This is a genomic window from Pseudomonas sp. LABIM340, assembly GCF_040017195.2.
Lineage (GTDB): Bacteria > Pseudomonadota > Gammaproteobacteria > Pseudomonadales > Pseudomonadaceae > Pseudomonas.
The window spans coordinates 61,567-86,756 of record NZ_CM200227.1; the positions used below are offsets into that span (position 1 = coordinate 61,567).

Consider the following 25,190-nt stretch of genomic DNA (forward strand, 5'->3'; position numbering starts at 1 on the left):
ATCCTGCTTGTCGAGAGCCATTTTTCACGCGGCTCTTTTGTCACGTGCCGCTGCCATTTTGGCGAGGCGCGTGGTCGTGCGTACCGGGGTAGCCCGGTTTTCCGGCCCGTTCGGGCCTTTTCTGTGAACGACGAGGGAGCGTTACCGATGAAGAAGTTCCTGATCGCTGTGGGGGTCTTCGCCCTGGCTGGCAACGTCTTTGCCGCCGGCAAGCCGTGCGAAGAGCTGAAGTCGGAAATCGATGCGAAGCTCAAGGCCAAGGGCGTTGCTTCGTACAGCCTGGAGGTCGTCGACAAGGGCAGCGCGGGCGGCAAGCAAGTCGTCGGCACCTGCGAAGGCGGCACCAAGGAAATCGTCTACTCCAAGTAAATGCCTGGATGTGAATCGAGGCCGGGCTCCGCGAGGGGTCCGGCCTTTTTCATGGTCCGCAAAAAGCTGAACCCGCTGGCGCGGACAGGCCTCGAAAGTCCTGACTGCAACCCACGCGGAGGACGCGACATGAAGAAATCGGCATCGGCCCACTGGCAGGGCGGCCTGAAGGACGGCAAGGGCACGATCTCCACCGAGAGCGGTGCGCTCAAGTCCCAGCCTTATGGCTTCAACACCCGCTTCGAGGACGCGCCGGGCACCAACCCGGAAGAACTGATTGGCGCGGCGCATGCAGGCTGCTTTTCCATGGCGCTGTCGATGATGCTCGGCGAGGCCGGCCTGACGGCCGAGAGTATCGATACGAAGGCTGAGGTCAGCCTGGAGAAGCTCACCGACGGCTTCACCATCACCGCCGTGCACCTGACACTGAAGGCGAAGGTGCCGGGCACCGACGCGCAGACCTTCCAGGCCATCGCCGACAAGGCCAAGGCCGGCTGCCCGGTCTCGCGGGTGCTCAACGCGCGCATCACCCTCGACGCCAGCCTCGAATGAGCCTGCGGGGCACTCTGTCCGGCGGTTGCGGTCCACCGTTAGGATAGGGTGCCCCGCCGTGGGGCTTTGACGAGGGACTGTGATGACGACGATGAAGTGGGCCGTGGCGACAGGCGTGGCGGTACTGCTGGCGAGCGGCGCGAGCTGGGCGGCGGTGAAGCCCTGCGAGGAGCTCAAGGCCGAGATCGAGACCAAGATCCAGGCCGCCGGGGTTACCTCCTACACCCTGGAGATCGTGGACAAGGCCGAGGTAAAGGACCCGAACATGGTGGTCGGCACCTGCGACAACGGACAGCGGCGGATCATCTACCAGAAGAACGACGGCTGAGTCTGCGCGCGGTTGCTCGATTGCCGGAGCGCGCCATGGCTTGCATGGCTCGCCCCTGCAGGGAAAGCCCGAGTCAGAGGTCCAGCAGGTAGCCCGCTGCGGCTGCGCTCAAGGCCAACGCCGAGAACACCAGGGCCGGTCTGGACGTCAGCAGCCTGAGCAGCATCTGGCGGCCCTTGCGACGCGCCTCCCAGCGGATCTTCCGTAGCTCTTCAGCGGCCTCGGGGTGGATGTCGCGGATGAAGTACGTGCTGCTATAGATCAGGTATCTCGCCTGCGTCATCTCGCTCACATTGGGGCAGGCGATGGAGAACAGCGGGCTGCCGTCACGGGCGACGCCGACATTGAAGACGTAAGAGTCCAGCCCGTGCCGGCGCAGGGCCGAGTTCAGGTACTCGGCCAGTGCTTCTTCCTTGAAATCGAGCAGCGTATGCATGGGGGCGCGAGGCTCCGCTCACTGGGAGCGCGACTGTACGACAGGATGCTGCGCGGAAGGTACTGCTCGACTACAGGATCGACTCAGAACGGCCCGCAGCGCACCGCGCCCTGGAAATCCGCCTTCGCCACCAGCTTGCCGTTGGCGTCCGTCAGCAGTGCCAGGGCGCTGCGCAATTGCGGGCGCAGCTCCAGCCGGTAGCGCTGGCCGGCGGCGAAGTCGTCGTAGGTCACCTTGACCCGGCAGGTCAGCTCCGAAGGATCGGTCATCTGGCCCATGCCGCCGCCACTGGAGACCTCGTACTGGAAGCGCACCACCAGCTCGTGGCGCCCCGGCGTCACCTGGTAGAAGCGGCCGTCGTTCACCGACTGACCGTCCAGGCGTTCGGCCATCAGCGTCTTGCCCGGCGTGGTGTAGAGATCGATCCAGGCCATCTGCGGATCGTGGGCCGGCAGCGGGCTGGCGCAGCCGGCGAGCAGGGCGAAGCTCAGGGGAAGGAAGCCGGGCAGGTAACGCGGGCGCATGGAGGTTCACCGTGGGTTGGGCTCATCCCACAGCATACCCCGCTCAGGCCTTGGCGCAGCCCCGTTCACGGCCGCGGGCGATCTCGCCGCCCTGGGCGTCGTAGAGCTTGGCCCAGGGGCGGAAGCCGATGCTGCCGGTCTCCAGGCGGTAGCGCTGGCCGGCGCTGAAGTCCTTGTACTGCACGGTGATCTCGCAGTCGCGCCACAGCGCCTCGTCCACCGGGCCGATGTCCACCGGTTCGACCTGGAACTGGAAGCGCACGCGCAGCTCGTGGGAGCCCGGGTCGACCTCGAAGTAGCGGGTGCTGGACCATTCCTTGTTGTCCACTTCCATGGCCGCCAGGTCGCTCTGGCTATTGGTGTCCAGATCGACCCAGGCGCGGTTCGGGTCGGGCTGGGGCATCAGCATCGAACAGCCGCTCAGGGCGAGCAGGCCGGCAGGTATGAGGAGGGCGCGCATCGGGGTGGCTCCTGGGTCGAGGGGGCGGCAGCGAGCGGACCAGGCCCTGTGCTATGTTCCGCGCATGCCCTTCCGCCTTCTTATCCCGACACTCGACAGCCGCCTGTGCCGCTGGGTTCCCTGCCTGGCCATCTGGGCGCTGAGCGGTTGTTCCACCGTGGGGTATTACGGCCAGCTGGCGGACGGCCAGTTGCGTCTGCTCACCGCCCGCGAACCGGTGGCCGACGTGGTCGCCGACCCGACCCGCGATCCCGCACTGCGCCAGCGCCTGGAGCTGTCCCAGGAAGCCCGCGCCTTCGCCAGCGCCGAACTGGGCCTGCCGGACAACCAGAGCTACCGCCTCTACGCCGACATCCACCGACCCAACGTGGTCTGGAACGTATTCGCCACGCCGGAGCTGTCGCTGCAGCCGCTGACCCACTGTTTCCCCATCGCCGGCTGCGTGGCCTATCGCGGCTACTACGGCGACCAGGGTGCGCAGGCCGAGGCGAAGCGCCTCAAGGAGCAGGGGCTGGACGTCTATGTCGGCGGCGTGGAGGCCTATTCGACCCTCGGCTGGTTCGACGACCCGATTCTCAGCAGCATGCTGCGCTGGGGCGACCAGCGCCTGGCCGAGACGATCTTCCACGAGCTGGCGCACCAGAAGTTCTACCTGCCCGGCGACACAGCCTTCAACGAGTCCTACGCCTCCTTCGTCGAGGCCGAGGGTGGCCACCGCTGGCGCGCTGCGCGCCATCTGCCGGACGAATCGCCGCTGCTGGCCGAGCAACGCAAGCGCTTCACCCAGCTGGTGCTCGATACCCGCGAGCGCCTGCAGGCGCTTTACGCCAGCCCACGCAGCGACGCCGAGAAGCGCGCCGGCAAGCAGGCCGAGTTCGAGCGACTGCGCCGCGACTACGCGCGGATGCGCGATGAAGACTGGGGCGGCAAGGCGCCCTTCGACGCCTGGGTCAACGCTCCGCTGAACAACGCCAAGCTGTTGCCCTTCGGCCTCTACGACCAGTGGGTGCCGGCCTTCGCGGCGCTGTTCGCCCAGGTCGGCGGCAACTGGCCGGCGTTCTATGCGCGGGTGGAAAAGCTCGGGGCGTTGCCGCCGGCAGAGCGCAAGGCGGCGCTGGAGAAGTTGAAGGCTGGGGAGTTCGTCAGCTTCCGGTGAGCCCTTCGCCGGGGTGGGTTTGCGAGCAAGCTCGCTCCTACGAAAAGCTGCATCGCGCTGGCCCATAGGAGCGAGGGGGACGCTTGGTGATCGCTCGCGAGTCGCCCAGCGCCGGCGCCTCCCTGCATGTCACTCTGCCCGATCCGGGCTATGCAGCGGCAAATCCAGCTGCACGCGGCGGCGCAGCCACGGGCTGGGCCGGTAGCGCGCCTCGCCGTAGCAGACCTGCAGGCCCTGAAGAATGGTGAGGATGCGCGCCGCGCCGTAGTGTTCGCCGAAGGCCAGCGGACCCAGGGGGTAACCCAGCGCCAGTTGTACCGCGCGGTCCAGCGTCACCGGGGTGGCGATGCCGCGCTGGGCGATCTCGCCGCCGAGGTTGACGATGCCGGCGACCACCCGCTGGCTGATGAAGCCGGGCGAATCGTTGATCACTTCCACCGGCACGCCGTCGCTGCCCAGCGCCTGGCGCGCCTGGGCTTCGAGCTTGGGGTCGAGGGCCGGCTGGCGCATCAGCACGCGGCGGCGGTCCAGCTCGGTGAAGGTCTCCAGCGCCAGGCTGCGTTCCGGCGGCAGGCCGAGGGCGTCGATGCGCGTGCTGGCGTCCACGCCCAGCGGGGTGACCAGGCAGATGGCGCGGGACGACGGTGCTTCGCCGGTCTCCAGCACCACGCCGCCCAGGGTGAGGATCGCCGCCACGCGGTGGCGCAGCTCCGGGTCCTGGCTGTCGAGCCAGTACGGGCGATTGAGCAGCACGGTTTCATGCTGTTCCTCGGGCTCGCGCACGGCCTGGCCGTCGCGGTAGCGGTAGAAGCCCTCGCCGCTCTTGCGCCCCAGCAAGCCGCCCGCGACGCGCTGCGCGGCCAGCGGCGACGGGGTGTAGCGCGGGTCCTGGTAGAACTGCTGGTAGAGCGACTCCATCACCGCGTGGGAGACGTCCAGGCCGGTCAGGTCGAGCAGCTCGAAGGGCCCCATGCGGAAGCCCACGCCGTCGCGCAGGATGCGGTCGATCTGCGCCGGGCTGGCGATGCCTTCGCCGAGGATGCGCAGCGCTTCGGTGCTGAAGGCGCGGCCGGCGTGGTTGACGATGAAACCGGGGCTGTCCGGCGACACTGCCGGGTAATGCCCGGCCTGCTCCGCCAGCCGGCTCAGGCGGCGCACCACCGACTCGCTGGTGCGCTGGCCGCGCACCACCTCGACGATGCGCATCAGCGTCACCGGATTGAAGAAGTGGAAGCCGGCGACCCGCTCCGGGTGCTGGCAGCGCGCGGCGATGCGGGTGACCGAGAGCGACGAGGTGTTGCTCGCCAGCACGGCATCCGGCGCCACGCGTTTTTCCAGCTCGGCGAGCAGCGCCTGCTTGGCGCCGAGATCCTCGATGATGGCCTCGATCAGCAGGTCGCAGTCGGCCAGTTCATCCAGGCTGTGGGTCGGCAGCAAACGCTGCATCGTCGCGTCGAGGCCGTCCGCGGCGAGCTTGCCCTTGGCCACCGCGCGCTCCAGCAGCTCGCGGTTGAAGGCCAGGGCCTGTTCCACGGTCTGCGGGTTGCTGTCGTACAGGCGTACTGTCCTGCCTGCGCTGGCGAACAGCTGGGCGATGCCGCGGCCCATGGCCCCGGCGCCGATCACGCCAATACGGTGGAAGGACTCGGTCATGCTGCGGGTCTCGTCGTGCGCACCTGCTTCAACCATAGACGTTGTGCTCACGCGGTGGTCCTTTTGGCCAGTTCCAGGTCGCGAAGCTGTCGGCGCAGGAGCTTGCCGACGCTGGTCTTGGGCAGCTCGTCGAGCACCTCGACGAAGCTCGGCACCTTGTAGCCGGTGAGGTGCTCGCGGCAGTGGGCGATGATCTGCGCCGGCGCCAGCGTCTCGTCCTTGAGGCTGACGAACAGCTTCACCGATTCGCCCTTGCGCTCGTCCGGCACGCCGATGGCCACGCACTCGCGTACGCCGGGGTGGCGCATCACCGCGTCTTCCACCTCGTTGGGGAACACATTGAAGCCCGAGACCAGGATCATGTCCTTCTTGCGGTCGACGATCTTCAGCATGCCGTCGGCGTCCAGTTCGGCGATGTCGCCGGTCTTCAGCCAGCCGTCGGTGGTGAGCACGTGGGCGCTTTCCTCCGGGCGCTGCCAGTAGCCCTGCATCACCTGCGGGCCGCGTAGCCAGAGTTCGCCGGGCTGGTCGGGGCCGGTGTCGTTGCCCTCCTCGTCCACGGTGCGCAGCTCGGTATCCACCAGCGCCTGGCCGACGTAGCCCTCGCGGTACGGGCTCAGCAGCGTGCCGGTGGAGACCACCGGCGACGCCTCGGTGAGGCCGAAACCTTCGCGCACCGGCGCACCGGTCAGCGCTTCCCAGCGCCGGCCCACTTCGCGGTTCAGCGGCGCGCCGCCGGAGGTCACCCATTTCAGGTGGCTGAAATCGATGCTGGGGAAATCCGCGTGGTTCATCAGGCCGACGAACAGGGTGTTGATCCCGCTCATCAGGGTGAAGGGATAGCGGTGCATGGCGCCGATGATTTCGTCGAGGTTGCGGCCGTCGCGGATGAACACCGTGTGCAGGCCCATGCCCACCGAGGACAGGCAGTTCGTGGCGAAGGCCATGATGTGGTAGAGCGGCAGCGGCGCGATGCGCACGTCGGTGGCCGGCTCCAGCAGGCCGGGGCGCAGGAACAGCTCCAGGGTCTGGATGACGTTGGCGATCAGGCAGCGGTGGCTGAGCATCGCGCCCTTGGAGACACCCGTGGTGCCGCCGGTGTACTGCAGCAGCGCTAGGCGATCCAGGCCCGGCTCGGCATCCACCGGCGGTGCCTCGGCTCCCAGGCGCAAGGCCTGCTGGAAGCGCGTGCAGTCGGCCTCGTCGCTGTCGAACTGCGGACGCTCGATGTCGTCGATCGAGGTCAGCAAAACCTGTCGAACATCGCTGTGCCCTTGCACCCCGCGCAGCAGCGGCAGCAGGCGGTCGAGCAGCAGCACGGCGCTGGCGCCGGAGTCGGCCAGCTGATGGCGCAGTTCGCTGGCGGTGTACTGCGGGTTGGTGTTCACCAACACCACGCCGGCCTTCAGCGCGCCGAAGGTGGCAATGGGGTATTGCAGGGAATTGGGCAGCATCAAGGCCAGACGGTCGCCGGGTTGCATGCCGGCGTGGTGGCGCAGGTAGCGGGCGAAGGCATCGGCCTGGCGCTCCAGCTCGGCGAAGCTCAGGTGGCTGTCACCGCAGGAGAACGCCAGGCGCTGGGGGAATTCGCGACAGGCATCGCGCAGCAGGTCGTGGAGGTTCTGGTAGGCGTGACGGGCGAGCTCGCGGGCCACGTGACCGGAGGGTTGAGCAGACATCGACTTCTCCGTTTCTTTTTCGAGCCTGTACTGGCTCTGGATTCGAATTGTTGTTCTGCACAGCGAAACATCGTGTCGAAATCGATGGTATGCGATAGGCTAGCCCGGCGCAACGAGCACACGCGGACCGCTGCGTGGCGACTGGGCGATCTGCTATCGTTCGCCCGCGCCGCGCGTGGCGCCGCAACTGCAATCCCCCGCCGAGGCCCCATGAGCGACGAAGTCGAAGACAGCAGCAACCCCAAGGACCGCAAGTACGTCGAGGCGCTCGCCCGCGGACTGGACGTGCTGCGCGCCTTCACCCACGGCTCGGTGGTGCTCGGCAACCAGGAAATCTCGCGGATCACCGGCCTGCCCAAGGCGACGGTGTCGCGCATGACCTACACCCTCACCCAACTTGGCTACCTCTGCTACTCGCAGCAGCACGAGAAGTACCAGCTGGATTCCGGTGTGCTGGCGCTGGGTTACGCATACGTCTCCAACCTGCGTGTACGCCAGTTGGCGAAGCCGTACATGGATGCCTTCGCCCGTCGCACCAACACCACGGTCGGCCTGACCTGCCGTGACTGGCTGTCGATGATCTACGTGGAAAACTGCCGTCCGCCGGAAGCCACTTCCCTGCGCATGGACGCCGGCGTGCGCCTGCCATTGGCGACCACAGCCGCCGGCCGCGCGTACCTCGCCGCGACCCCGGAGCAGGAGCGCGAGCACCTGCTGTCGGCCCTGCAGGAGCGCCACGAAGGCGATTGGTCGGTGATGCGTGCTTCGCTGGAGGCGTCCTTCGAGGAGTTCCGCCAGCATGGTTTCTGCCTGTCCCTCGGCGACTGGGATCGCAACGTGCGCGCCGCCGGCGTACCGCTGCGCCTGGCCGACGGCGGGCTGATGGCGCTGACCTGCGGGGCGCCGTCGTTCCAGCTCAGCGAAGAGACGCTGCGCGGATCGCTGGCGCATGAGCTGGAGATTCTGGCGCGGGATATCGAGAGCCTCGGGGCCTGATCCTACCCTTCTGCAAAAAAAGAAAAATCGTCGCGGACTTCGTCCGCGACGGTTCGGCATTCCCGGCGAAGAACGGAGTCCCCCTGTAGGAGCGGGCCATGCCCGCGATCGCGCGCTGGGCGCGCTCCTACAGTTGAAGCCAGCCGGTCAGGCGACTTCCATCAACCGCGCATACACCTTCAGGTGATGATCGTCGTCCCCCAGTTGGTGGCTGAGCATCACCAGGCGCTTGGCGTGGTGCGCCAGGACGTACTCCCAGGTCATGCCGATGCCGCCGTGCAGCTGGATCGCCTGCTCGGCCACGAAGCGTGCCGCGCGGGTGACGATGAACTTGGCCGCCGCCAGGGTACGGCTGCGCTCGGCGCTGTCGGGCTGGTCGGCGACGCAGGCGGCGAGGATCGCCATGCTGGTGGCCTGTTCCAGCTCGCTGCGCATGTCCACCATGCGGTGCTGCAGCACCTGGAACTTGCCGATCGGCATGCCGAACTGCTTGCGCGTCTTCAGATAGTCCAGAGTCAGCGCGCAGGCTTCCTGCAGGCTGCCGAGGGCTTCGGCGCACTGGGCGGCGATGGCGCGGCCCTGTTGATAACGCAGCGCCGGCAATGCCTCACCGGGCGTGCCGAGGGCTTCGCCGCTGGCGTCGTCGAGGAACAGTTCGCAGGCGCGCTGGCCGTCCACCGTCGGGTACTCGCGGCGGCTCACGCCGGCCTGCTGCGGATCGACGAGGAACAGGCCGATGCCTGCCTCGTCCCGCGCATTGCCGGACACCCGCGCCGAGACCAGGATCGCCGTGGCGCTCTGCCCGCCGATCACCACCGCCTTGCGCCCGCTCAGCTTCCAGCCGTTGCCGGCCGGTTCCGCGCGGGTCTGCACGTCGTGCAACTGGTAGTGGCTCTGCAGCTCTTCCAGCGCGACCGCCAGCTGTGCTTCGCCGCTGGCGATGCGCGGCAGCCAGTGGTCCTGCTGCGCGTCGCTGCCCAGCTGGGCGATCAGCCCGCCGCCATGCACCACCGATTGCAGGTACGGCTCCAGGCACAGGCCACGGCCCAGCTCGGTGAGCACCAGCATGCTTTCCACGCCGCCGCCGAAACCGCCATGGCTTTCCGGCAGCGACACCGAAGTCAGCCCCAGTTCGCCGAGCTGGCGCCAGAAGTCGGCGCTGTAACCCAGCGCGCTTTTGCTGAAGCCTTCGCGCTTGTCGAACGGGTATGCGTCGCGGACCAGGCGGGCCGCGGTGTCCTGCAGCATCTGCTGCTCTTCGCTCAGTTTGAAGTCCATGGTCCTGGCCTCACAGCTCGAGAATCATCTTGGAGACGATGTTCTTCTGGATTTCGTTGGAGCCGCCGAAGATCGACAGCTTGCGCAGGTTGAAGTACTGGCTGGCCGGCGCGGCCGAGTAGTCCGCATGCAGCGCCTGGCTGCCCAGCTCGAATTCGTCCTCGATGAAGGGCAGCGCATAGGGGCCGAGCACCTTGCGCAGCAGGTGGCTGATCGCCTGGCGGATCTCGGTGCCCTTCACTTTCAGGATCGAGCTTTCCGCGCCCGGCACGCCGCCTTCGCGGGCGGCGGCGAGGATGCGCAGCGTGCTCATCTCGATGGCCATCAGCTGCATCTCCACCTCCGCCACCTGGGCGCGGAACAGCGGGTCTTCGAGCATCGGCTTGCCGTCGCACAGCTCGCGGCTGGCGACCTGCTTCAGGTGGGCGAGCACCGCCTTCGACGCGCCGATGCCGGCCAGCCCGGTGCGCTCGTAGGTCAGCAGGTACTTGGCGCAGGTCCAGCCTTCGTTCTCGCGGCCCACCAGGTTTTCCACCGGTACGCGCACGTTGTCGAAGAACACCTCGTTGACCTCGTGCTCGCCGTCCAGGGTGATGATCGGGCGCACGGTGATGCCGGGGGTTTGCATGTCGATCAGCAGGAAGCTGATGCCACGCTGCTGCTGCGCCTCGGGGTCGGTGCGCACCAGGCAGAAGATCCAGTCGGCGTGCTGGCCGAGGGTGGTCCAGGTCTTCTGGCCGTTCACTACATATTCGTCGCCGTCGCGCACCGCGCGGGTCTTCAGGCTGGCAAGGTCGGAGCCGGCGCCCGGCTCGGAGTAGCCCTGGCACCACCAGTCGGTGCCGTCGAGGATGCGCGGCAGGTAGTGCGCCTGCTGCTCGGGCGTGCCGAACTTGATGATCACCGGGGCGACCATGTTGACGCCGAAGGGGATGGTCCGCGGCGCGCCGAAGGCAGCGCATTCCTCTTCGAAGATGTGCTTCTGCACGGCGTTCCAGCCGGTGCCGCCGAACGCCTCCGGCCAGTGCGTGGCGTACCAGCCCTGCTCGGCGAGCACGCGCTGCCAGCGCTGGTGGTCGCCCTTGTTCAGGTGTTTGCCCAGGCGCACCTTGCTGGCGATGTCCTTGGGCAGCTTGGTTTCCAGGAAGTGGCGGACTTCATCGCGGAACGCCAGTTCGTCAGGGGTGAAGTGGATGTCCATGGCGGGTCCTCAGAGATCGGCGAAGCGGCGGCTTTCGGCCACCAGGCGTTCGAGCAGCGGTGCGGGTTGCCACCAGGCGCCGAGGCGCTGGTGGAACTCGCGGATTCGTTCGAGCACTTGCGCAAGGCCGACGCTGTCGGCATAGAACAGCGGGCCGCCGCGCCAGGCGGGGAAGCCATAGCCGTTGAGGAAGATCACATCGACGTCGCTGGCGCGCTGGGCGATGCCTTCGTCGAGGATGTTGGCGGCCTCGTTGATCAGCGCGTAGAGGCAGCGCTCGACTATTTCTTCATCGGCGACCGGCGCGCGGGTGATGCCGCGGTCGGCGGCGGCCTGTTCCAGCATGGCCGGCAGCGCCGGGTTGTCCTGCGCGGCGCGACCTCCCTCGCCGTACTGGTAGAAGCCGGTGCCGGTCTTCTGCCCAAGCATGCCAGCGGCGATCAGGTGATCGAGCACCGTGGGCAGTGTCTGGCCGGGCTTGAGGTTCGGCCGCTGGCGCGAGCGGATCGCGTGGCTGATGTCGAGGCCGGACAGATCGCGTACCGCCAGCGGCCCCATGGCCATGCCGAAGCTGCGCAGTGCGCGGTCCACCTGCGCAGGTGTGGCGCCCTCCTCCAGGAGGAATTCGGCCTGGCGGCCGTACTGGAAGATCATGCGGTTGCCGACGAAACCGTCGCACACGCCGACCACCACCGAGACCTTCTTCAGGCGCTTGCCGAGCTGCATGGCGGTGGCCAGCACGGCGTCCGAGGTGGCCTTGCCGCGCACCACTTCGAGCAGACGCATGACGTTGGCCGGGCTGAAGAAGTGCAGGCCGACCACGTCCTGTGGACGCTTCGTGAAGGCGGCGATCTCGTCGAGGTCCAGCGACGAGGTGTTGCTGGCGAGGATCGCGCCGGGCTTGCAGTGGGTGTCCAGTCGTTCGAACACCTCGCGCTTCACCTCCAGGCTTTCGAACACCGCTTCGACCACCACGTCGGCATTGCCCAGCGCGGCGTAGTCGAGCACGCCGCTGATCAGGCCCAGGCGCCGCTCCATCTCCTCGGCGCCCAGGCTGCCGCGCGCCACGCTGGCGGCGTACAGGCTGCGGGCGCGGTCGAGGCCGCGTTGCAGGGCTTCGTCATTCACTTCCAGCAGTTGCACCGGGATGCCGGCGTTGGCAAAGCACAGCAGGATGCCGACACCCATGGTGCCGCCACCGATGACTGCGGCTCGGCGGATTTCCCCTGGCCGCACCTCGTTGGCCAGCCCGTCGACCTTGGCGGCCTCGCGCTCGGCGAAGAAGGCGTGGATCAGCGCGGCGCGCTGCGGGGATTCCATGCACTGCATGAACAGCTCGCGTTCACGCACCAGGCCTTCGCGCAGCGGCAATTGCGTTGCGGCTTCCACCGCATCGATGCAGCGTTGCGGGGAGAACTGGCCGGGCAGACGTTTCTGCACTTCGCCGCGCTTGTGGGCGATCAGCTCGGCGAGGCCGCTTTCCTGCACGCGCTCATTGCGCTCGCCGCTGCGGCGCGGCCCTTTGCCGTTCGCCAGCAAGCGCTGGGCGAAGGCGACTCCGGCGTCGATCAGGTCGCCGTCGAACAGCTCGTCGACGACGTTGAATTCGAGGGCCTGTGACGCGCGGATCGGCGCGCCGGAGACGATCATGTCCAGGGCTTTTTCCACACCCGCCAGACGCGGCAGGCGCTGGGTGCCGCCGGCGCCGGGCAGCAGGCCGAGCTTCACTTCCGGCAGACCGACCTGGGCGTCGCGGCGGGCGATGCGGTAGTGGCAGGCCAGGGCGACTTCCAGGCCGCCGCCCAGGGCAGTGCCGTGGATCACGGCGACGCTGGGCTTGCTGGCGCCTTCGAGGATATCGACCACCTCGGGCAGGGACGGCGCCTGCGGCGGCTTGCCGAATTCGCGGATATCGGCGCCGGCCATGAAGGTGCGTCCGGAGCAGACCAGCACCACCGCGCGCACTTGTGGATCGGCCTCGGCCTGCCGGAAAGCGGCGAGCAGCCCGGTGCGGACGGAGTGTCCGAGGGCGTTCACCGGTGGGTTGTCGACTGTCACCAGGGCTATCTCGCCCCGGCGTTCGAGCAGTACCGCATCTGACATGCTGAACTCCGTTTTAGCGTTGTTTTAACGGAATGATGTTTCGCTGTGCAGAATACGATGCTGTTTTTTATTGTCGGATTGCAAGTCCTTTTGGCGGGGCGCCGGGCGTTCGGTGCCTTCCGGCAGGGAGCAATCAGGGCCGCTGCGTGCTCCCGGCGACCAGCAGATCACCGTGCATCTCGCAGTAGCATTCGTCGTTCCAGCCGTAGTGCGGGTCGCGGCAGATCGAGTGGCGGACGGGGCCGGATTGGCCCGGCGCGCGGGTTCTCAGGCTGTCGCGCAGGGCCGCGTAGATCGAGCCGGGCTGCGGCCAGTCGGTGCGCACGGGGCCTTCGCCGAGCTGGTTGCCGGCGCGCAGTTCGGCCCGCAGGATGGCGTCGAGTTCCGGGCACAGCTGGGCGGTGGGCTGGCGGCTCATGGGAGTCCTTCCTGGAGTGGGATCGGTGGCAGCGCCGGCATTATCCGCCGTTTCCCCACGCCGCTTCGCCGAGCGGGCCGCTTTGCCGGCTGGAAAGATCCCTTCATTCGCCTGGTGAATAGGGTTCGGCTGGCACGTCGGGCTTGGCATAGTGAAGCTCACCATCTGCGGGAGTGCGCGCCATGAACGAGTTCGAACACCAGTTGCTGGCGGTCAACGGCATCCAGCTCAGCCTCTACAGCTGCGGGCCGGCGGACGGCAAGCCGGTGTGGATGCTGCACGGCTTTCCCGAGTGCTGGCATTCCTGGCAGCACCAGATGCGCGCCCTCGCCGCTTCCGGCTACCGCGTGTTCGCCCCGGAAATGCGCGGCTACGGCCAGACCAGCGCGCCGCCTGAGGTGGACGCCTACGACGTGCTGACGCTCTGCGCGGACATCCAGGGCGCCATGGATGCGCTGGGGCACGAGCGCGTGGCGATGGTCGGGCATGACTGGGGCGCGCCGGTGGCGTGGCACCTGGCGCTGCTGGAGCCGCAGCGCGTGGCGGTGCTGGCGACGCTCTCGGTGCCCTTCGCCGGACGCGCGAAGCGTCCGCCGGTGGAGATCATGCGCGAGGTGTTCGCTGGCAAGTTCTTCTACATCCTCTACTTCCAGCAGCCCGGCCGCGCCGAGGCCGAGCTGGATGCGGACATCGCGCTGAGCCTGCGCCACTTCCTCGGCGACAACGTGCGCCTGGCGCCGGATCAGTCCCCCGACGGCCGCCTGTTCGACGGCCTGCCACCGCCGCCGGCGCACCCGGCCTGGTGCAGCGAAGAGGACTTCCAGTGGTACGTGCAGACCTTCGAAGGACGGGGTTTTCATGGCGCGCTGAACTGGTACCGCAACTTCGAGCGCAGCTGGCAGCGCACCGAGCCGCTGGCCGGGCGCAAGGTCGAGCAACCGACGCTGTTCCTGATCGGTGACCGTGACCCGGTCGGCCGTTTCGAGGCCTACACCGTACAGCGCATGCCCGAGCATGTGCCCAACCTCGAACAGCATGTGCTGGAGAACTGCGGCCACTGGATCCAGAGCCAGCAGCCGGAGCGGGTCAATGCGCTGCTGGGAGATTTCCTCGGCCGGCATTACCCGGCCTGAGTCAGGCCTCGCGGCGCATCCCGATGTGCGGGATATCGTCTTCCAGGTAGACCTCGGTCACCGGAGTGAAGCCGTAGCGGCCGTAGTAGCCCTGCAGATGCGCCTGGGCCGAGAGGTACACCGGCAGCCCCGGCCAGCGCTGGGCGATGGCCTGCAGCGCCTGCTCCATGAGCTGGTGACCGAGACCAGTGCCGCGACCCTGCGGGGCGATCACCACGCGGCCGATCACCACGTCGCCGTCGTGGCGTTGCGGGTCGAGCAGGCGCAGGTAGCCGATCAGCTTGCCCTCCTCTTCCACCATCAGGTGGCAGGTGTCGCCGACCAGGTCCAGGCCATCGACTTCCTGGTAGGGGCATTTCTGTTCCACCACGAAGACTTCGGTGCGTAGCTGCAGGATGGCGTAGAGCTCTTCCTTGCCCAGGTCGCGGTGGTGCTTGCAGGTCCAGTTCAGGGCCATGTGGTGTTCACTCCGATCATCAAGGTGGCGTCTTCACCGCGGCATGGTAGCGCGCCTCAGACCGGCGCGTGGAAGCGCAGCGTGGTCGAGCCGCCGAGGTGTCGACGCAGTGCTTCGATGGCGACCTTCACCTTGGCCGGCTGGGCATCGCGGCGCGGGGTGACGGCATAGATGCCGAACGGCGGCAGCGTCCATTCCGGCAGCAGCCGTACCAGCCTGCCCTCCTCCAGCGCCTCGCGGACTTCCGGCTCCGGCTGGGCAGAAACACCGAGGCCGTCGAGGGTGAACTGGCGCAGGGCGATCATGCTGTTGGCAGCGACGCGGGCTTCGAGCCGCAGCTTGCAGGTCTCCCCACCCGGCCCGCTGAAGTTCAGGTACGCCTGGTGCGCCACGGTGTTCAGCGAGAGCCAGTCAACGCCCTGCAGTTGCTGCGGATGGTCGATGGCTGGCATGCGCCGCAGGTACGCGGGGGCGGCGCAGATGACGTTGTTCCACTCCGCCAGATGACGCGCCACCAGGCTCGAATCGGACAGGGTGCCGACGCGGATGGCCAGGTCGATGCGCTGCTCGACCAGGTCGATCTGCTCGTCGTGGAAGAACAACTGCAGGCGCAGTTGGCGATGATTCTCCAGCAGCGGGCGCAGCGCCTCGGTGATCAGCTTGCCGGAGAAGCCCACCGGCGCGGCCAGGCGCAATTCCCCCACCGGTGCCTCGCGCCATTCGCCCAGGCGCTGTTCGGCCTCCTCGGCGATGGCGAGCATCTGCGCACAACTGCGGTAGAAGGCCTCACCGGCCTCGGTCAGCGTCAGCTTGCGGGTGGTGCGGTGCAGCAGCGTGACCTGGGCGTGGGTTTCGAGCTTGCGGATCTGCTGGCTGACCGCCGAAGGCGTCATGCCCAGCGCTTCGGCCGCGGCGGCCATGGAGCCGCGCGCGACCACGGTGGCGAACACCGCCATGCCGCGAAGATTGTCCATTGTGAAGCTCCGCTAAAGAGTGAAAGGCAAAATAGCGGGTTTTTCCCTGGATTGCCGGCGCCTAGGATGTCATCTCCCAAAATGGAGAAGAGAAACGATGCCTTCGAGCCGTGCCACCGTCCCTACCCCCGATGCCGCGCGCTACCTCAAGCGCCTGTGCAACCACTTCGCCCACAAGCTGCCGGTCGAACTGACCGACGACCGTGGCGTGCTGCCCTTCGATTTCGGCACCTGCCGCCTGCACGCGACCCCGGAAGCGCTGCTGATGGACGCCGAGTCCGCTGATGCGGAAGGCCTCGAGCGCCTGCAGAACGTGGTGGTCAGCCACCTCGACCGTTTCGCCTGGAAAGAAGGCCAGCTGCCAGTGAACTGGCAAGCCGCCTGACAAAGCTGGCGAAAAAAGCGGAAAAAACGAGAAAACCCGGCCAAGGCCGGGTTTTTTGTTGCCTGAAAAAAGCCAGGCACCGCTGAGATTACGTGACCGCTATTGCCATGCTCGGTCACCAAAAATCCATGTATTCCAGCTTGGCCGATAGAACGACCAGATTATTGAATTGTGTGCATTTGATTGCTTTTTAACCAAATGCCAAAGTCAATACTTTGAAACATCTTGTAACCGTGTGGCCACTTTTACCCCGAGTTATCCACACGGTCGATGCGCAAAATCTGCACAGAACGGCCCTTTACCCGAAAAGCGGCCTGGTACGGCCAGCGCTCGACCAGCAATTCGCGCACGCCGGGCACCTCGCTGGGCACGCCGCTGCTGCTTTGCTCCAGGCTCGCCAGCGGGCTGACCTGCTCGACGATGTCCTGGATCGCCCGCAGCGCCTTCTCCGGGCCGATCAGCACGACGTAGTGGTCGTAGATGGCGTCCAGGTCGGCGGCGGCCTTGTGCGTCCACTGCAGGCTCATGCCAGGCCCCACTTGGCTTCGATGGCCGCGTGCTCCAGCAGGTGGCCGGCATCGGCGTCCGCTACCCCTTCATCGATGGCCGCCACGTGCCAGCTCTGGCGCTCCAGGTACTGCGCCAGCGCCTGGCGCAGGTGGTAGGGCCGGTCCCGGTGGGTGGCACGGGCCAGTTGGTCCAGCGCTGCCACAAGGGCGTCATCGGCGCGGAACGAGACAACGGTGGTCACTTTTTGAACAGCTCCGTTTACGCTGTATACACAGTATACAACGATAACATACGTATACGAATCAAGCACTTGGAGGAGGCGAGTTTTTCCTTCGATGCACCGTGAAAGCCCGCCAGGCGCGGGCTGCGGCGCCACTTTCGCGGCGGCGAAAGTTGGCTTCCGGCTTCAGGGATTTGCGGGCGGGGCGAGGGGCATCAGGCTGGCGGGGCGAAGGCCTGATTCCCACACAACAACAACAGGAGCCCCCCGCCATGCTGCTCGATTACCTGATCATGCTGGTCTACGCCCTGGGCATGCTTGCCCTGGGCTGGTACGGAATGCGCAAGGCGCGCAACCAGAACGACTTCCTCGTCGCCGGGCGCCGTCTCGGCCCGGGGCTCTACCTGGGCACCATGGCTGCGGTGGTGCTCGGTGGCGCATCCACCATCGGTACGGTGAAGCTGGGCTACCTCTACGGGCTGTCCGGCCTGTGGCTGGTGTTCATGCTGGGCCTGTGGATCATCGTCCTCAGCCTGGTGTTCTCGCGGCAGATCGCGAGGCTGAAGGTCTACACCGTCACGCAGATCCTCGAGCAGCGCTACCAGGCGTCCTCGCGGCTGATCGGCGGCATCGTGATGGTCGCCTACGACCTGATGGTGGCGGTCACCGCGACCATTGCCATCGGCTCGGTGACCGAAGTGGTCTTCGAAATCCCGCGCATCCCGGCGATCCTCTGCGGAGGCGGCATCGTCATCGTCTATTCGGTGATTGGCGGCATGTGGTCGCTGACCCTCACCGACATCATCCAGTTCGTGATCAAGACCCTCGGCATCTTCGCCGTGCTGCTGCCGCTGTCGATCCACGAGGCGGGCGGCCTGTCGCGCATGCAGGAAGTGCTGCCGGCGGGCTTCTTCGATCTCGGCCACATCGGCCTGGACACCATCCTCACCTACTTCCTGCTGTACTTCTTCGGTGCGCTCATCGGCCAGGACATCTGGCAGCGCGTGTTCACCGCGCGCAGCGAGAAAGTGGTGCGCTACGCCGGCCTCGGCGCGGGCGTCTACTGCATGCTCTACGGCCTGGCCTGCGCACTGATCGGCGCCGCCGCGCACGTGCTGCTGCCCAACCTGGCGGTGCCGGAAAACGCCTACGCCGAAGTCACCCGCCAGGTGCTCCAGCCAGGCCTGCGCGGGCTGGTGGTCGCGGCGGCGCTGTCGGCCATCATGTCCACCGCCTCGGGCTGCCTGCTGGCGGCGGCCACGGTGTTCCAGGAGGACATCTACGCGCGCTTCCTGCGCCCTGGCGCGCCCAACGGCCTGCGCGAGAGCCGCCTGTTCACCTTGATGATGGGCGTGGTGATGCTGGCCCTGGCATGCCTGGTGAACGACGTCATCGGCGCCCTGAGCATCGCCTACAACCTGCTGGTCGGCGGCCTGCTGGTGCCCATCCTTGGCGCCCTGCTGTGGCGCCGCGCTTCCGCTCGCGGAGCCATGGCCAGCATCGTCGTCGGTTGCCTGGTGGTGGTCGCCTTCATGGCCATCGACGGTGTGCTCGCCAATACCCCCATCGCCTACGGCCTGCTCGCCAGCCTGGTCACCTTCGTGGTGGTCAGCCTCGTCGGTGCACCCGCCGCCAGCCTGCAGGCGCAGGCCGACTGAATCTCAATCCGACAGGAGACGCCCCATGCCCCATGATTTCCCGCAGCCCCTGGACGCCGCGCAGATTCCGCGTTTCGCCGGCATCCCCAGCTTCATGCGCCTACCGATCTTCGAGGACCCGGCGCAGGTCGACATCGCCCTGCTCGGCGTGCCCTGGGACGGCGGCACCACCAACCGCGCCGGCGCCCGCCACGGTCCGCGCGAGGTTCGCAACCAGTCGAGCCTGATGCGCAAGGTGCACCACGTCAGCCACATCGCGCCCTACGACCTGCTGCGCATCGGCGACATCGGCGACGCGCCGGTGAACCCCATCGACCTGCTCGATTCGCTCAAGCAGATCGAGGGCTTCTACCGGCGCATCCACGCCGCCGGCACTGTCCCGCTGTCGGTGGGCGGCGACCACCTGGTGACCCTGCCGATCTTCCGCGCGCTGGCCGCCGAACGACCCATCGGCATGGTGCATTTCGATGCCCACTCCGACACCAACGACCGCTACTTCGGCGACAACCCCTATACCCATGGCACGCCGTTCCGCCGTGCCATCGAGGAAGGTTTGCTGGACCCGAAACGCACGGTGCAGATCGGCATTCGCGGCTCGATCTACGACGCCGACGACGAAGCCTTCGCCCTTGAACAAGGCATCCGGGTGATCCACATGGAAGAGTTCGCCGACCTGGGCGTCGCCGCCACGCTGGCCGAAGTGCGCCGGGTGGTGGGGCAGGGACCGACCTACGTGACCTTCGATGTCGACGTGCTCGACCCGGCCTACGCGCCCGGCACCGGTACGCCGGAGATCGGGGGCATGACCACGCTGGAGGCGCAGCACATGATCCGCGGGCTGCAGGGCCTGAACCTGATCGGCGCCGATGTGGTGGAAGTTTCGCCGCCGTTCGACCAGGGCGGAGCGACCGCGCTGGTGGGCGCCACCATGATGTTCGAGCTGCTCTGCGTGCTGGCCGATTCGGTCGCGGCGCGCCGTTGACCACCCTGGGGGTTCACGGGGCGGCGCGCTCGGCGCTATAACGAAAGGCCTGCGCCCGCCGCCACGAGAACTTCCATGCTGGGCAATCTTTCCGATATCGACCTGCGCCTGCTGCGCACTTTCTGCACCATCGTCGAGGCGGGCGGCTTCACCGCCGCCCAGGTGCGCCTGAACACCAGCCTGTCGCGGCTGAGCGTGCTGGTGCGCGACCTCGAACTGCGTCTGGGCTATTCGCTGTGCCGGCGCGGCAGCAGCGGCTTCCAGCTCACCGAGGAAGGGCAGCAGCTGTACGAGGCGGCGCTCGGGTTGTTCGTCGACATCGAGCGCTTCCGCGAGCAAGTGACGGGCCTCGGCGGCCGCGACCGCGAAGTGCTGCACCTGGGCTGCGTCGACGGTGTGCTCGGCCAGCACTGCTGGCCGCTGCCGCTGGCGCTCCGGCTGTTCCGCGAGAGGCATCCACGGGTGCGCCTGAACCTGCACACCCAGCGCCCGGACGAGCTGGAAAACGCCGTGCTGGAGGAGCGCCTGCAACTGGCCATTGGCGCCTTCCACCATCGCCTGTCGGGTCTGTGTTACCAGCTGCTGTTCCGCGAAGAGCAGAACCTCTATTGCGCCCAGGGGCACCCGTTCTTCGAGCGCGCGCAGGACGAGCCTTCGCTGGAGCAGATCTGCGCGGCTGAATACGTCGGCCGCGGCTACATGACAGAGAGCCGGCGGCCCCACGGGCTGGTCTTCAGCCGCGCCACCAACGCCTACAGCATGGAGGCCATCGCCAACCTGGTGTTCAGCGGCACCTTCATCGGCTACCTGCCCACGCACTACGCGGCGGAATGGGTCGCACAGGATCGCCTGCGGGCGATCCGCCCGGCGCAGCTGGCCTATGTCTCGGAGTTCCATTGCGTGACACGCCAGGGAGCCGAGCCGGGCGAGGTGCTGGGAGCCTTCCTCGACGCCCTGGAGCGCGCCCAGGCCGAACTGGGTAGCGGGGAGCCGGCATGAGCGACGGCCTGCAGGCATTGCGCGAGGACGGTTTCGTCCTGCTGCGTGGCCTGCTGGACGTCGAACAGGTGGCCGAAGTGCGTTCGCTGATTGACGATCTGCGGCCGCTGCACTGGGACTACGAGGGGCTGGTGGATCACTACAAGTGCGTGTTCAACCGTTCCCCGAACTGGTTGCCCTATCTCGATCCGCCGAGATTGATCGAGCTGGCAGAGGCCGCGCTGGGCGCGGACTGCCACGTGATCGGCCAGACCGCCTGGCGCTGCCATCCCGGCTTCATCGGCGCGGACATGCACCAGGACTACCTGCCCGTTGCGCTGCCGGGAGCGGGCCTCGACCTGCCGATGTTCATCTGCACCGCGCAGGTCTATCTCGATGACATCAATGATCAGCTGTGCCCGACCTGGGTGATTCCCGGCAGCCATCGCGCAGGCCGCGCGCCGACGCCGGATGAGCGCGAATGGGCGGGCAGGGTGGCCGAGCCGGTGCTGTGCCGTGCGGGCGATTGCCTGCTGTTTCGCAGCGACCTGTGGCACGCCGGCAGCCGCAACCTGAGCGAGGGCACGCGCTATTTGCTGCAGGTGCACTATGGGCGCCGGATGGTCGCGCAGAAGTTCTCGCCCTACCTGGACTGGACCTTCAACCCCGAGGTGCTCGCCGCCTGCACGCCGCGACAACGCCGGCTGCTGGGCGATCACGAAGAGGCCGAGTACGACTGAATGGGAGATTCACTGATGAAGGCTGTACATGCCGGCGGCTGCCATTGCGGCCAGCTGCGCTACGAGTGCGACGCCGCGCTGACGGACGTCGCCCATTGCCATTGCTCGATCTGCCGGCGCACCACCGGCGGCATCGTCACCACCTGGGCCACGGTGCCTCTGGTCAGTTTCCGCTGGACCCTCGGGACGCCGGCCGAGTATCGCTCTTCGGCGTCCTGCATCCGCTACTTCTGCAGCCACTGCGGCGCGCAGCTGGCGCTGTTCACCGACCAGGCACCGGAGACCCTCGACCTCACCACGGCGACGCTGGACGAGGTGGCGACGGTGGTGCCGGACCGGCATATCTGGGTGAAGAGCCGCTTGCCCTGGATACACCTGGACGAGCAGCTGGAAGAGGAGTGGGAAGAGAAGCTTTAGCGCTCCTTGAAGGTGACAAGGTGACGCTTCGTAGGATGGCGTGGAGCGCAGCGATACCCATCGCTAGCGGCTCTGGGGCAGCATGGGTATCGCTGCGCTCCACCCATCCTACAAGAGCACTGAAACAATCAGGGCAGCTCCAGCCCGCCCGAGGCCTTGTGCAGCTCGCGCAGGTGCGCGCCGATCTGCTTGGTGTTGGCTTCCAGCGCGGCCAGCTCGTCGCGACGCTCTGGTGTCAGCAGGGCGCGGACTTCGCGGTCGAGGTTATCGCTGAGCTGGCGCAGGCGCTGCTGGCGCTGCTGCGTCTGCTTCTCCAAGGTCGCCGTCTCCGGCGCCTGGGGCAGGCCGTAGCCGCCGTCGAGCAGCTCGGCGGGGCGACTGAGGAAGCCGCTGTCGTCGAGGATCTGCTGCAGCGTCTTGCCGGCCGCGGCGAGGTCCGGCTTGCTCTTCATCGCGTCCGGGTTGCTCAGGTACAGGCGCTTGAGTTCGTCCTGGGCCAGCAGCAGCTGGCGGCGCAGCGAGGCCTGTTCGAGTAGCAGCAGGGCGGCGCTGGAGCGCAGGTCGGCCTTGTCGAACCACGGGCGGCGCTCGACGGCGGGGAGGGCGAGCCAGTCCTCGACCTTGTCCTGCGGGACGTTCATGCGCTGCTTCAGCACATCGAACATGGCTTGGTAGCGGTCGCGGAAGGAGTCGAAGCGATAGCCCAGGCGCAGCGCTTCCTTGGGGTTGTCCAGCACGCTGGCGTCGGCGATGCCCTTGTTCTCCAGCAGGCCGAGCACGCCGTAGGGCGTGATGCTGTCCATGGTCTGCAGGCTCTGGCGCTGGATGCCGCTGCGCAGCAGCTTGAGCGTCTCCACCGCGCAGTTGTTGGACAGGAAGTAGTAGTTGCCGTCGTAGCTCCAGTGGCTCTGCGCCGAGCGTTCCACCAGGCTGGCGACTTCGTCGCGGCTGAGCCGTAGTGGAATCGAGGCGAGGCTGCGCAGTTCGACCTTGGTGTACTCCTCGATCACCTGGGACAGCGGTAGCACGAACAGGCGCGACGGGTAGGCGCCGGTCAGGCCGTCCCAGCTGGAGAGCTGCAGGTCGCCGACGAAGGCGCGGTAGGACAGCACCAGGTGCTGGTCGAGGTCCAGGCGGCAGGCCGGGCCGCGTGGGCGCCCCGGTGCGCAGACCACCAGGCGCAGCATGGTGTGGCCCCAGCGGCTGGCGATCTCGTTGTTGGCCTCGGCGATCAGGTAGTCGACCTCGTAGACGCGCTCCGGGTCGAGATACCCCAGCGGCTGGCGGCCGAAGTCGCGGCCGGCGTTGAGGTAGGCGTACTGGGTCGAACATTCGTCATGCGGGCGCTCGCCGAAGCGTTCCGCATAGTAGCGGTACAGCGCCGGGCGGCGGCAGGCGAAGCTGCGGTCGAGGAGGAAGTACTCCATGTTCACCGCGACGTACTCGCGCGGGTTGGTCAGCTCGTAGCGGTCCGGGCTGCGCAGCAGGAAGCGGTTGTGCTGTTCGCGCTCGCCATGCTTGCCGGCGTATTGCGGCCAGCCGGCGAGGTCGAGCAGGCGCGGGTCGTCCGAGAGGCTGAAGCGGCGGCCGGTCTGGCCGCGGCAATCGTCGGGGGCGCCGACGCGGCCGAGGCTCTTGTCGCGCATCGTGCAGCGGCGGATCAGCCGGCCTTCGTCGGTATCCCAGAGACGCGCGCGGTCGTAGAGGTGGGTCAGCTCATGGAGCAGGGTGGCCAGCAGTTCGCGGCGCAGGGTGCCGTGGGTGCGGCCGGTCTGCTCGGTGGCGGCGTTGCCGTCGGTGAGCGGGCCGAGATAGCGGGTATTCAGGGCGATGGCGCCGGGACGCAGGGTGCGGCCCATGCCATTGCTGGGCAGGTCGTCGCGCCATTGCACTTCGACGCTGCGGTCCAGGTGCTGCACGAAGCTGTCCGGCAGGGTGTGCAGGGCTTCGTCCAGCAGCTGCTGGCTGGCCTGGCGCTGGGCGGCGCTCAGGCCGTCGGTGTCGAGCTCCAGGCGGAGCGCGGCTTGGCTGCTGGCGGCGACGGTCAGTGCCAGGGCCGCCAGCCAGCGGCCAATCCGGAAGGTCACAGTGCGAGGATGGCTTCGGCCAGGTCCTGGTCGGAGGCTTGGCGCGCCTGCGGCACCTGCTCGCGCAGCACCTTGAATGCGGCTTCCAGTTGCACACCACGGATCGCGCCGTCGCTGCCGACATAGCTGGCGGCATCGTCACGGGCTTCGCGGACGATCTTCATGTCACGCACGGAAGTGGTGGTGTCCGAGGTGAAGTCGATGCTGCGGGCGAAGGCGTTGGTGGTGATGTTGAACACGCGGATCACCGATTGGGCCTGGGCGGTGGACGCGCAGGCGACGAGCAGCAGGCCGAGGATCAGGGGGCTCTTGGAAAGCGAGCTGAGGCGCATGGATGTCTCCGAAAGGGCAGCGGGAGCTGCTCACGACTTATTTGGCAAGAATTGCTTCGGCCAGTTCCCGATCGTTTGCCGCCAGCTCCGGATGCCGCTGGCGTAGCCAGTGCAGCGCAGCCTCCAGGCGGGCACCGCGCAGGGCTCCATCGGTGGCAACGAACTGCGCCGCGTCGTCGCGGGCGCCGCGCAGCAGTTTGTTGTCAAAGGGCGCGCTGGTGACCTGGCTGGTGGCGTAGCTGGTCGCTACCGGAAACTGGGTGGTCTGGTCGAAGGCCCAGGCGGGCAGCGAACAGGTCAGCAACGGCAGCAGAAACAGCAGGGTACGCATGGGCTTGGACGATCGAGAAAGCACGGCCGCCAAGGCTAACGGAATGCGCCGGCGAGAGCCAGCGCAGAGCGCCGGGCGGAGCGCCCGGCGCGGAGGGTTCAGCCGATCAGATGGTCAGGATGGCCTGGGCCAGTTGCTGGTCATTGGCGGCCAGGGTCGGCAGCTTGCTGCGGATGTGGGCGAGGGCGGCTTCCAGGTGCGCGCCGCGGATCTGGCCCTGGCTGGCGACGAAGGTGGCCGCGTCGTCACGGGCTTCGAGGACGATCTTGTCGTCCTTGAAGGAGTTGCTCAGGTCCGAGGTGCCATCGGAGGTGGCGCCGGTGGCACGCACCGACAGGTCGGTGGTGTAGACGAAGCTGGTGGCGTAGGCGCCGGTGGCGCACCCGATCAGGGCGGCAGCGGCGATCAGGCGAAGACTGTTCTTCATGGAGTGGCTCCGGATAAGACCAAGCAAAGGTGGCCGGGGCGGCCACTCTAACTGTGGTCAGACTAGCCAAGACTGACCGGCGTCACCAGCATTCAGCGCCAGAATGGTTTCGAGATTTCCCGCACACGATCGCTGGGGCTGATGCCCAGGTCGGCCAGTTGCAGGCTGGTGAGCTCGGCGAGCTGGCGGCGGGTGCGGATGTTCTGGTGCCATTGGCGGAGCATTTTCCAGAGGGTTTGCTGCGGACTTTGGTGCCGTTGAGCAGATAGCTGGGGGAGAGTGCGTTCCATGACGGTGTCCTCCGGCTCCTTTGGAGAGCAAGTGGTATGGGAGGACATGATTCCGCGTCGTCGGGTTGACTCGCCAGTCACAGCTGGATGTGATTGCTTAGCCACAATCCATTTAT

General features: G+C 67.2%; 30 protein-coding genes. 12 read left to right on the forward strand and 18 right to left on the reverse strand.

Annotated elements, in window-relative coordinates; translation table 11 throughout:
- Nucleotides 1-147: 147 nt before the first annotated feature.
- The 3 genes from ABKS89_RS00280 to ABKS89_RS00290 all read left to right on the forward strand — a co-directional run bounded on the left by ABKS89_RS00280 (nt 148) and on the right by ABKS89_RS00290 (nt 1,249).
- Nucleotides 148-369 (forward strand): DUF1161 domain-containing protein, encoded by a 222-nt coding sequence (locus ABKS89_RS00280; protein ID WP_081518936.1) that lies wholly within the window; start codon nt 148-150, stop codon nt 367-369.
- Nucleotides 370-498: 129 nt separating this feature from the next.
- The gene (locus ABKS89_RS00285; RefSeq protein ID WP_138213407.1) at nt 499-921 is read left to right on the forward strand and encodes an OsmC family protein; all 423 of its coding nucleotides are present in this window, start codon (nt 499-501) and stop codon (nt 919-921) included.
- A gap of 91 nt (nt 922-1,012) precedes the next feature.
- Nucleotides 1,013-1,249 (forward strand): DUF1161 domain-containing protein, encoded by a 237-nt coding sequence (locus ABKS89_RS00290; protein WP_045213615.1) that lies wholly within the window; start codon nt 1,013-1,015, stop codon nt 1,247-1,249.
- A gap of 73 nt (nt 1,250-1,322) precedes the next feature.
- Here ABKS89_RS00290 and ABKS89_RS00295 read toward each other — a convergent pair whose 3' ends face one another.
- From ABKS89_RS00295 to ABKS89_RS00305, 3 genes are all read right to left on the reverse strand, one after another.
- Entirely contained in the window at nt 1,323-1,685 is a 363-nt protein-coding gene (locus ABKS89_RS00295) for a hypothetical protein (protein WP_138213406.1), read from the reverse strand.
- Nucleotides 1,686-1,768: 83 nt separating this feature from the next.
- The gene (locus tag ABKS89_RS00300) at nt 1,769-2,209 is read right to left on the reverse strand and encodes a PA0061/PA0062 family lipoprotein (RefSeq protein WP_348588747.1); all 441 of its coding nucleotides are present in this window, start codon (nt 2,207-2,209) and stop codon (nt 1,769-1,771) included.
- Between the two features lie 43 nt (nt 2,210-2,252).
- Nucleotides 2,253-2,669 (reverse strand): PA0061/PA0062 family lipoprotein, encoded by a 417-nt coding sequence (locus tag ABKS89_RS00305; protein ID WP_045213607.1) that lies wholly within the window; start codon nt 2,667-2,669, stop codon nt 2,253-2,255.
- A gap of 64 nt (nt 2,670-2,733) precedes the next feature.
- On the opposite strand from ABKS89_RS00305, the gene ABKS89_RS00310 reads away from it, so the two are divergent.
- Nucleotides 2,734-3,825, forward strand: coding sequence for an aminopeptidase (locus tag ABKS89_RS00310; protein ID WP_348588746.1), 1,092 nt, complete (start codon nt 2,734-2,736; stop codon nt 3,823-3,825).
- A gap of 129 nt (nt 3,826-3,954) precedes the next feature.
- Here the strand turns inward: ABKS89_RS00310 and ABKS89_RS00315 are convergent, their stop codons facing one another.
- Together ABKS89_RS00315 and ABKS89_RS00320 are read right to left on the reverse strand one after the other, a co-directional pair.
- Nucleotides 3,955-5,478 (reverse strand): 3-hydroxyacyl-CoA dehydrogenase, encoded by a 1,524-nt coding sequence (locus ABKS89_RS00315; protein ID WP_081519184.1) that lies wholly within the window; start codon nt 5,476-5,478, stop codon nt 3,955-3,957.
- Nucleotides 5,479-5,525: 47 nt separating this feature from the next.
- The gene (locus ABKS89_RS00320) at nt 5,526-7,157 is read right to left on the reverse strand and encodes an AMP-binding protein (protein WP_348588745.1); all 1,632 of its coding nucleotides are present in this window, start codon (nt 7,155-7,157) and stop codon (nt 5,526-5,528) included.
- 210 nt (nt 7,158-7,367) lie between these two features.
- Between ABKS89_RS00320 and ABKS89_RS00325 the strand changes: the two genes are divergently transcribed.
- Nucleotides 7,368-8,153, forward strand: a complete 786-nt coding sequence (locus ABKS89_RS00325) for an IclR family transcriptional regulator (RefSeq protein ID WP_081518930.1) — start codon at nt 7,368-7,370, stop codon at nt 8,151-8,153.
- A gap of 147 nt (nt 8,154-8,300) precedes the next feature.
- Here the strand turns inward: ABKS89_RS00325 and ABKS89_RS00330 are convergent, their stop codons facing one another.
- The 4 genes from ABKS89_RS00330 to ABKS89_RS00345 form a co-directional block, all read right to left on the reverse strand.
- On the reverse strand, nt 8,301-9,431 hold the full coding sequence (locus tag ABKS89_RS00330; RefSeq protein WP_348588744.1) for an acyl-CoA dehydrogenase family protein: 1,131 nt from the start codon (nt 9,429-9,431) through the stop codon (nt 8,301-8,303).
- Nucleotides 9,432-9,441: 10 nt separating this feature from the next.
- On the reverse strand, nt 9,442-10,632 hold the full coding sequence (locus ABKS89_RS00335; protein WP_348588743.1) for an acyl-CoA dehydrogenase family protein: 1,191 nt from the start codon (nt 10,630-10,632) through the stop codon (nt 9,442-9,444).
- A 9-nt stretch (nt 10,633-10,641) separates the two neighbouring features.
- Nucleotides 10,642-12,735 (reverse strand): 3-hydroxyacyl-CoA dehydrogenase NAD-binding domain-containing protein, encoded by a 2,094-nt coding sequence (locus tag ABKS89_RS00340; protein ID WP_348588742.1) that lies wholly within the window; start codon nt 12,733-12,735, stop codon nt 10,642-10,644.
- A gap of 133 nt (nt 12,736-12,868) precedes the next feature.
- Nucleotides 12,869-13,153, reverse strand: coding sequence for a hypothetical protein (locus ABKS89_RS00345; RefSeq protein ID WP_348588741.1), 285 nt, complete (start codon nt 13,151-13,153; stop codon nt 12,869-12,871).
- Nucleotides 13,154-13,335: 182 nt separating this feature from the next.
- On the opposite strand from ABKS89_RS00345, the gene ABKS89_RS00350 reads away from it, so the two are divergent.
- On the forward strand, nt 13,336-14,286 hold the full coding sequence (locus tag ABKS89_RS00350) for an alpha/beta fold hydrolase (RefSeq protein WP_348588740.1): 951 nt from the start codon (nt 13,336-13,338) through the stop codon (nt 14,284-14,286).
- A 1-nt stretch (nt 14,287) separates the two neighbouring features.
- Here the strand turns inward: ABKS89_RS00350 and ABKS89_RS00355 are convergent, their stop codons facing one another.
- Both ABKS89_RS00355 and ABKS89_RS00360 read right to left on the reverse strand, forming a co-directional pair.
- On the reverse strand, nt 14,288-14,743 hold the full coding sequence (locus tag ABKS89_RS00355) for a GNAT family N-acetyltransferase (RefSeq protein ID WP_348588739.1): 456 nt from the start codon (nt 14,741-14,743) through the stop codon (nt 14,288-14,290).
- A 56-nt stretch (nt 14,744-14,799) separates the two neighbouring features.
- A complete protein-coding gene (locus ABKS89_RS00360) occupies nt 14,800-15,717 on the reverse strand; it encodes a LysR family transcriptional regulator (RefSeq protein ID WP_348588738.1) in 918 nt (305 codons plus the stop codon).
- A 97-nt stretch (nt 15,718-15,814) separates the two neighbouring features.
- On the opposite strand from ABKS89_RS00360, the gene ABKS89_RS00365 reads away from it, so the two are divergent.
- Nucleotides 15,815-16,102 (forward strand): DUF2218 domain-containing protein, encoded by a 288-nt coding sequence (locus tag ABKS89_RS00365; protein WP_138213394.1) that lies wholly within the window; start codon nt 15,815-15,817, stop codon nt 16,100-16,102.
- A 245-nt stretch (nt 16,103-16,347) separates the two neighbouring features.
- Here the strand turns inward: ABKS89_RS00365 and ABKS89_RS00370 are convergent, their stop codons facing one another.
- Nucleotides 16,348-16,629, reverse strand: coding sequence for a type II toxin-antitoxin system RelE/ParE family toxin (locus tag ABKS89_RS00370; RefSeq protein WP_138213393.1), 282 nt, complete (start codon nt 16,627-16,629; stop codon nt 16,348-16,350).
- Nucleotides 16,626-16,853: a CopG family ribbon-helix-helix protein gene (locus ABKS89_RS00375; protein WP_045213580.1), complete on the reverse strand. Its 228-nt coding sequence runs from the start codon at nt 16,851-16,853 to the stop codon at nt 16,626-16,628. The genes ABKS89_RS00370 and ABKS89_RS00375 overlap by 4 nt, the downstream gene beginning before the upstream one ends.
- 251 nt (nt 16,854-17,104) lie before the next feature.
- Here ABKS89_RS00375 and ABKS89_RS00380 point away from each other — a divergent pair, with 251 nt between their 5' ends.
- The 5 genes from ABKS89_RS00380 (at nt 17,105) to ABKS89_RS00400 (ending at nt 21,607) form a co-directional block, all read left to right on the forward strand.
- Nucleotides 17,105-18,490 (forward strand): sodium:solute symporter family protein, encoded by a 1,386-nt coding sequence (locus ABKS89_RS00380; protein WP_348588737.1) that lies wholly within the window; start codon nt 17,105-17,107, stop codon nt 18,488-18,490.
- Between the two features lie 25 nt (nt 18,491-18,515).
- Nucleotides 18,516-19,472, forward strand: a complete 957-nt coding sequence (gene speB / locus ABKS89_RS00385) for an agmatinase (protein WP_081518919.1) — start codon at nt 18,516-18,518, stop codon at nt 19,470-19,472.
- Nucleotides 19,473-19,547: 75 nt separating this feature from the next.
- Entirely contained in the window at nt 19,548-20,471 is a 924-nt protein-coding gene (locus ABKS89_RS00390; RefSeq protein WP_348588736.1) for a LysR family transcriptional regulator, read from the forward strand.
- Nucleotides 20,468-21,190 (forward strand): phytanoyl-CoA dioxygenase family protein, encoded by a 723-nt coding sequence (locus ABKS89_RS00395; RefSeq protein WP_348588734.1) that lies wholly within the window; start codon nt 20,468-20,470, stop codon nt 21,188-21,190. The genes ABKS89_RS00390 and ABKS89_RS00395 overlap by 4 nt, the downstream gene beginning before the upstream one ends.
- 15 nt (nt 21,191-21,205) lie before the next feature.
- Complete coding sequence (locus tag ABKS89_RS00400) at nt 21,206-21,607, forward strand: GFA family protein (RefSeq protein WP_138213389.1); 402 nt, start codon at nt 21,206-21,208, stop codon at nt 21,605-21,607.
- 128 nt (nt 21,608-21,735) lie between these two features.
- Here the strand turns inward: ABKS89_RS00400 and ABKS89_RS00405 are convergent, their stop codons facing one another.
- The 5 genes from ABKS89_RS00405 to ABKS89_RS00425 all read right to left on the reverse strand — a co-directional run bounded on the left by ABKS89_RS00405 (nt 21,736) and on the right by ABKS89_RS00425 (nt 25,008).
- Entirely contained in the window at nt 21,736-23,694 is a 1,959-nt protein-coding gene (locus tag ABKS89_RS00405; RefSeq protein ID WP_518300979.1) for a DUF7844 domain-containing protein, read from the reverse strand.
- A complete protein-coding gene (locus tag ABKS89_RS00410) occupies nt 23,691-24,026 on the reverse strand; it encodes a DUF2388 domain-containing protein (protein ID WP_348588733.1) in 336 nt (111 codons plus the stop codon). Before ABKS89_RS00410 ends, ABKS89_RS00405 begins: the two co-directional genes overlap by 4 nt.
- Nucleotides 24,027-24,063: 37 nt before the next feature.
- Entirely contained in the window at nt 24,064-24,357 is a 294-nt protein-coding gene (locus ABKS89_RS00415; RefSeq protein WP_081518915.1) for a DUF2388 domain-containing protein, read from the reverse strand.
- A 106-nt stretch (nt 24,358-24,463) separates the two neighbouring features.
- On the reverse strand, nt 24,464-24,784 hold the full coding sequence (locus ABKS89_RS00420) for a DUF2388 domain-containing protein (protein WP_081518914.1): 321 nt from the start codon (nt 24,782-24,784) through the stop codon (nt 24,464-24,466).
- Nucleotides 24,785-24,876: 92 nt separating this feature from the next.
- Nucleotides 24,877-25,008, reverse strand: a complete 132-nt coding sequence (locus tag ABKS89_RS00425; protein ID WP_348588732.1) for a DUF1127 domain-containing protein — start codon at nt 25,006-25,008, stop codon at nt 24,877-24,879.
- Between the last annotated feature and the right edge of the window lie 182 nt (nt 25,009-25,190).

Excerpts from the sequence above, each read along its gene's own strand:
- ABKS89_RS00305 (WP_045213607.1), bottom strand. The coding sequence starts at position 2,669 with ATGCGCGCCCTCCTCATACCTGCCGGCCTGCTCGCCCTGAGCGGCTGT.
- ABKS89_RS00325 (WP_081518930.1), top strand. The coding sequence starts at position 7,368 with ATGAGCGACGAAGTCGAAGACAGCAGCAACCCCAAGGACCGCAAGTAC.
- ABKS89_RS00370 (WP_138213393.1), bottom strand. The coding sequence starts at position 16,629 with ATGAGCCTGCAGTGGACGCACAAGGCCGCCGCCGACCTGGACGCCATC.
- ABKS89_RS00350 (WP_348588740.1), top strand. The coding sequence starts at position 13,336 with ATGAACGAGTTCGAACACCAGTTGCTGGCGGTCAACGGCATCCAGCTC.
- ABKS89_RS00365 (WP_138213394.1), top strand. The coding sequence starts at position 15,815 with ATGCCTTCGAGCCGTGCCACCGTCCCTACCCCCGATGCCGCGCGCTAC.
- ABKS89_RS00355 (WP_348588739.1), bottom strand. The coding sequence starts at position 14,743 with ATGGCCCTGAACTGGACCTGCAAGCACCACCGCGACCTGGGCAAGGAA.
- ABKS89_RS00280 (WP_081518936.1), top strand. The coding sequence starts at position 148 with ATGAAGAAGTTCCTGATCGCTGTGGGGGTCTTCGCCCTGGCTGGCAAC.
- ABKS89_RS00290 (WP_045213615.1), top strand. The coding sequence starts at position 1,013 with ATGAAGTGGGCCGTGGCGACAGGCGTGGCGGTACTGCTGGCGAGCGGC.
- ABKS89_RS00410 (WP_348588733.1), bottom strand. The coding sequence starts at position 24,026 with ATGCGCCTCAGCTCGCTTTCCAAGAGCCCCCTGATCCTCGGCCTGCTG.
- ABKS89_RS00300 (WP_348588747.1), bottom strand. The coding sequence starts at position 2,209 with ATGCGCCCGCGTTACCTGCCCGGCTTCCTTCCCCTGAGCTTCGCCCTG.
- ABKS89_RS00345 (WP_348588741.1), bottom strand. The coding sequence starts at position 13,153 with ATGAGCCGCCAGCCCACCGCCCAGCTGTGCCCGGAACTCGACGCCATC.
- ABKS89_RS00380 (WP_348588737.1), top strand. The coding sequence starts at position 17,105 with ATGCTGCTCGATTACCTGATCATGCTGGTCTACGCCCTGGGCATGCTT.
- ABKS89_RS00335 (WP_348588743.1), bottom strand. The coding sequence starts at position 10,632 with ATGGACATCCACTTCACCCCTGACGAACTGGCGTTCCGCGATGAAGTC.
- ABKS89_RS00425 (WP_348588732.1), bottom strand. The coding sequence starts at position 25,008 with ATGCTCCGCCAATGGCACCAGAACATCCGCACCCGCCGCCAGCTCGCC.
- ABKS89_RS00360 (WP_348588738.1), bottom strand. The coding sequence starts at position 15,717 with ATGGACAATCTTCGCGGCATGGCGGTGTTCGCCACCGTGGTCGCGCGC.
- ABKS89_RS00295 (WP_138213406.1), bottom strand. The coding sequence starts at position 1,685 with ATGCATACGCTGCTCGATTTCAAGGAAGAAGCACTGGCCGAGTACCTG.
- ABKS89_RS00285 (WP_138213407.1), top strand. The coding sequence starts at position 499 with ATGAAGAAATCGGCATCGGCCCACTGGCAGGGCGGCCTGAAGGACGGC.
- ABKS89_RS00395 (WP_348588734.1), top strand. The coding sequence starts at position 20,468 with ATGAGCGACGGCCTGCAGGCATTGCGCGAGGACGGTTTCGTCCTGCTG.
- ABKS89_RS00315 (WP_081519184.1), bottom strand. The coding sequence starts at position 5,478 with ATGACCGAGTCCTTCCACCGTATTGGCGTGATCGGCGCCGGGGCCATG.
- ABKS89_RS00330 (WP_348588744.1), bottom strand. The coding sequence starts at position 9,431 with ATGGACTTCAAACTGAGCGAAGAGCAGCAGATGCTGCAGGACACCGCG.
- ABKS89_RS00400 (WP_138213389.1), top strand. The coding sequence starts at position 21,206 with ATGAAGGCTGTACATGCCGGCGGCTGCCATTGCGGCCAGCTGCGCTAC.
- speB (WP_081518919.1), top strand. The coding sequence starts at position 18,516 with ATGCCCCATGATTTCCCGCAGCCCCTGGACGCCGCGCAGATTCCGCGT.
- ABKS89_RS00310 (WP_348588746.1), top strand. The coding sequence starts at position 2,734 with ATGCCCTTCCGCCTTCTTATCCCGACACTCGACAGCCGCCTGTGCCGC.
- ABKS89_RS00390 (WP_348588736.1), top strand. The coding sequence starts at position 19,548 with ATGCTGGGCAATCTTTCCGATATCGACCTGCGCCTGCTGCGCACTTTC.
- ABKS89_RS00415 (WP_081518915.1), bottom strand. The coding sequence starts at position 24,357 with ATGCGTACCCTGCTGTTTCTGCTGCCGTTGCTGACCTGTTCGCTGCCC.
- ABKS89_RS00420 (WP_081518914.1), bottom strand. The coding sequence starts at position 24,784 with ATGAAGAACAGTCTTCGCCTGATCGCCGCTGCCGCCCTGATCGGGTGC.
- ABKS89_RS00340 (WP_348588742.1), bottom strand. The coding sequence starts at position 12,735 with ATGTCAGATGCGGTACTGCTCGAACGCCGGGGCGAGATAGCCCTGGTG.
- ABKS89_RS00320 (WP_348588745.1), bottom strand. The coding sequence starts at position 7,157 with ATGTCTGCTCAACCCTCCGGTCACGTGGCCCGCGAGCTCGCCCGTCAC.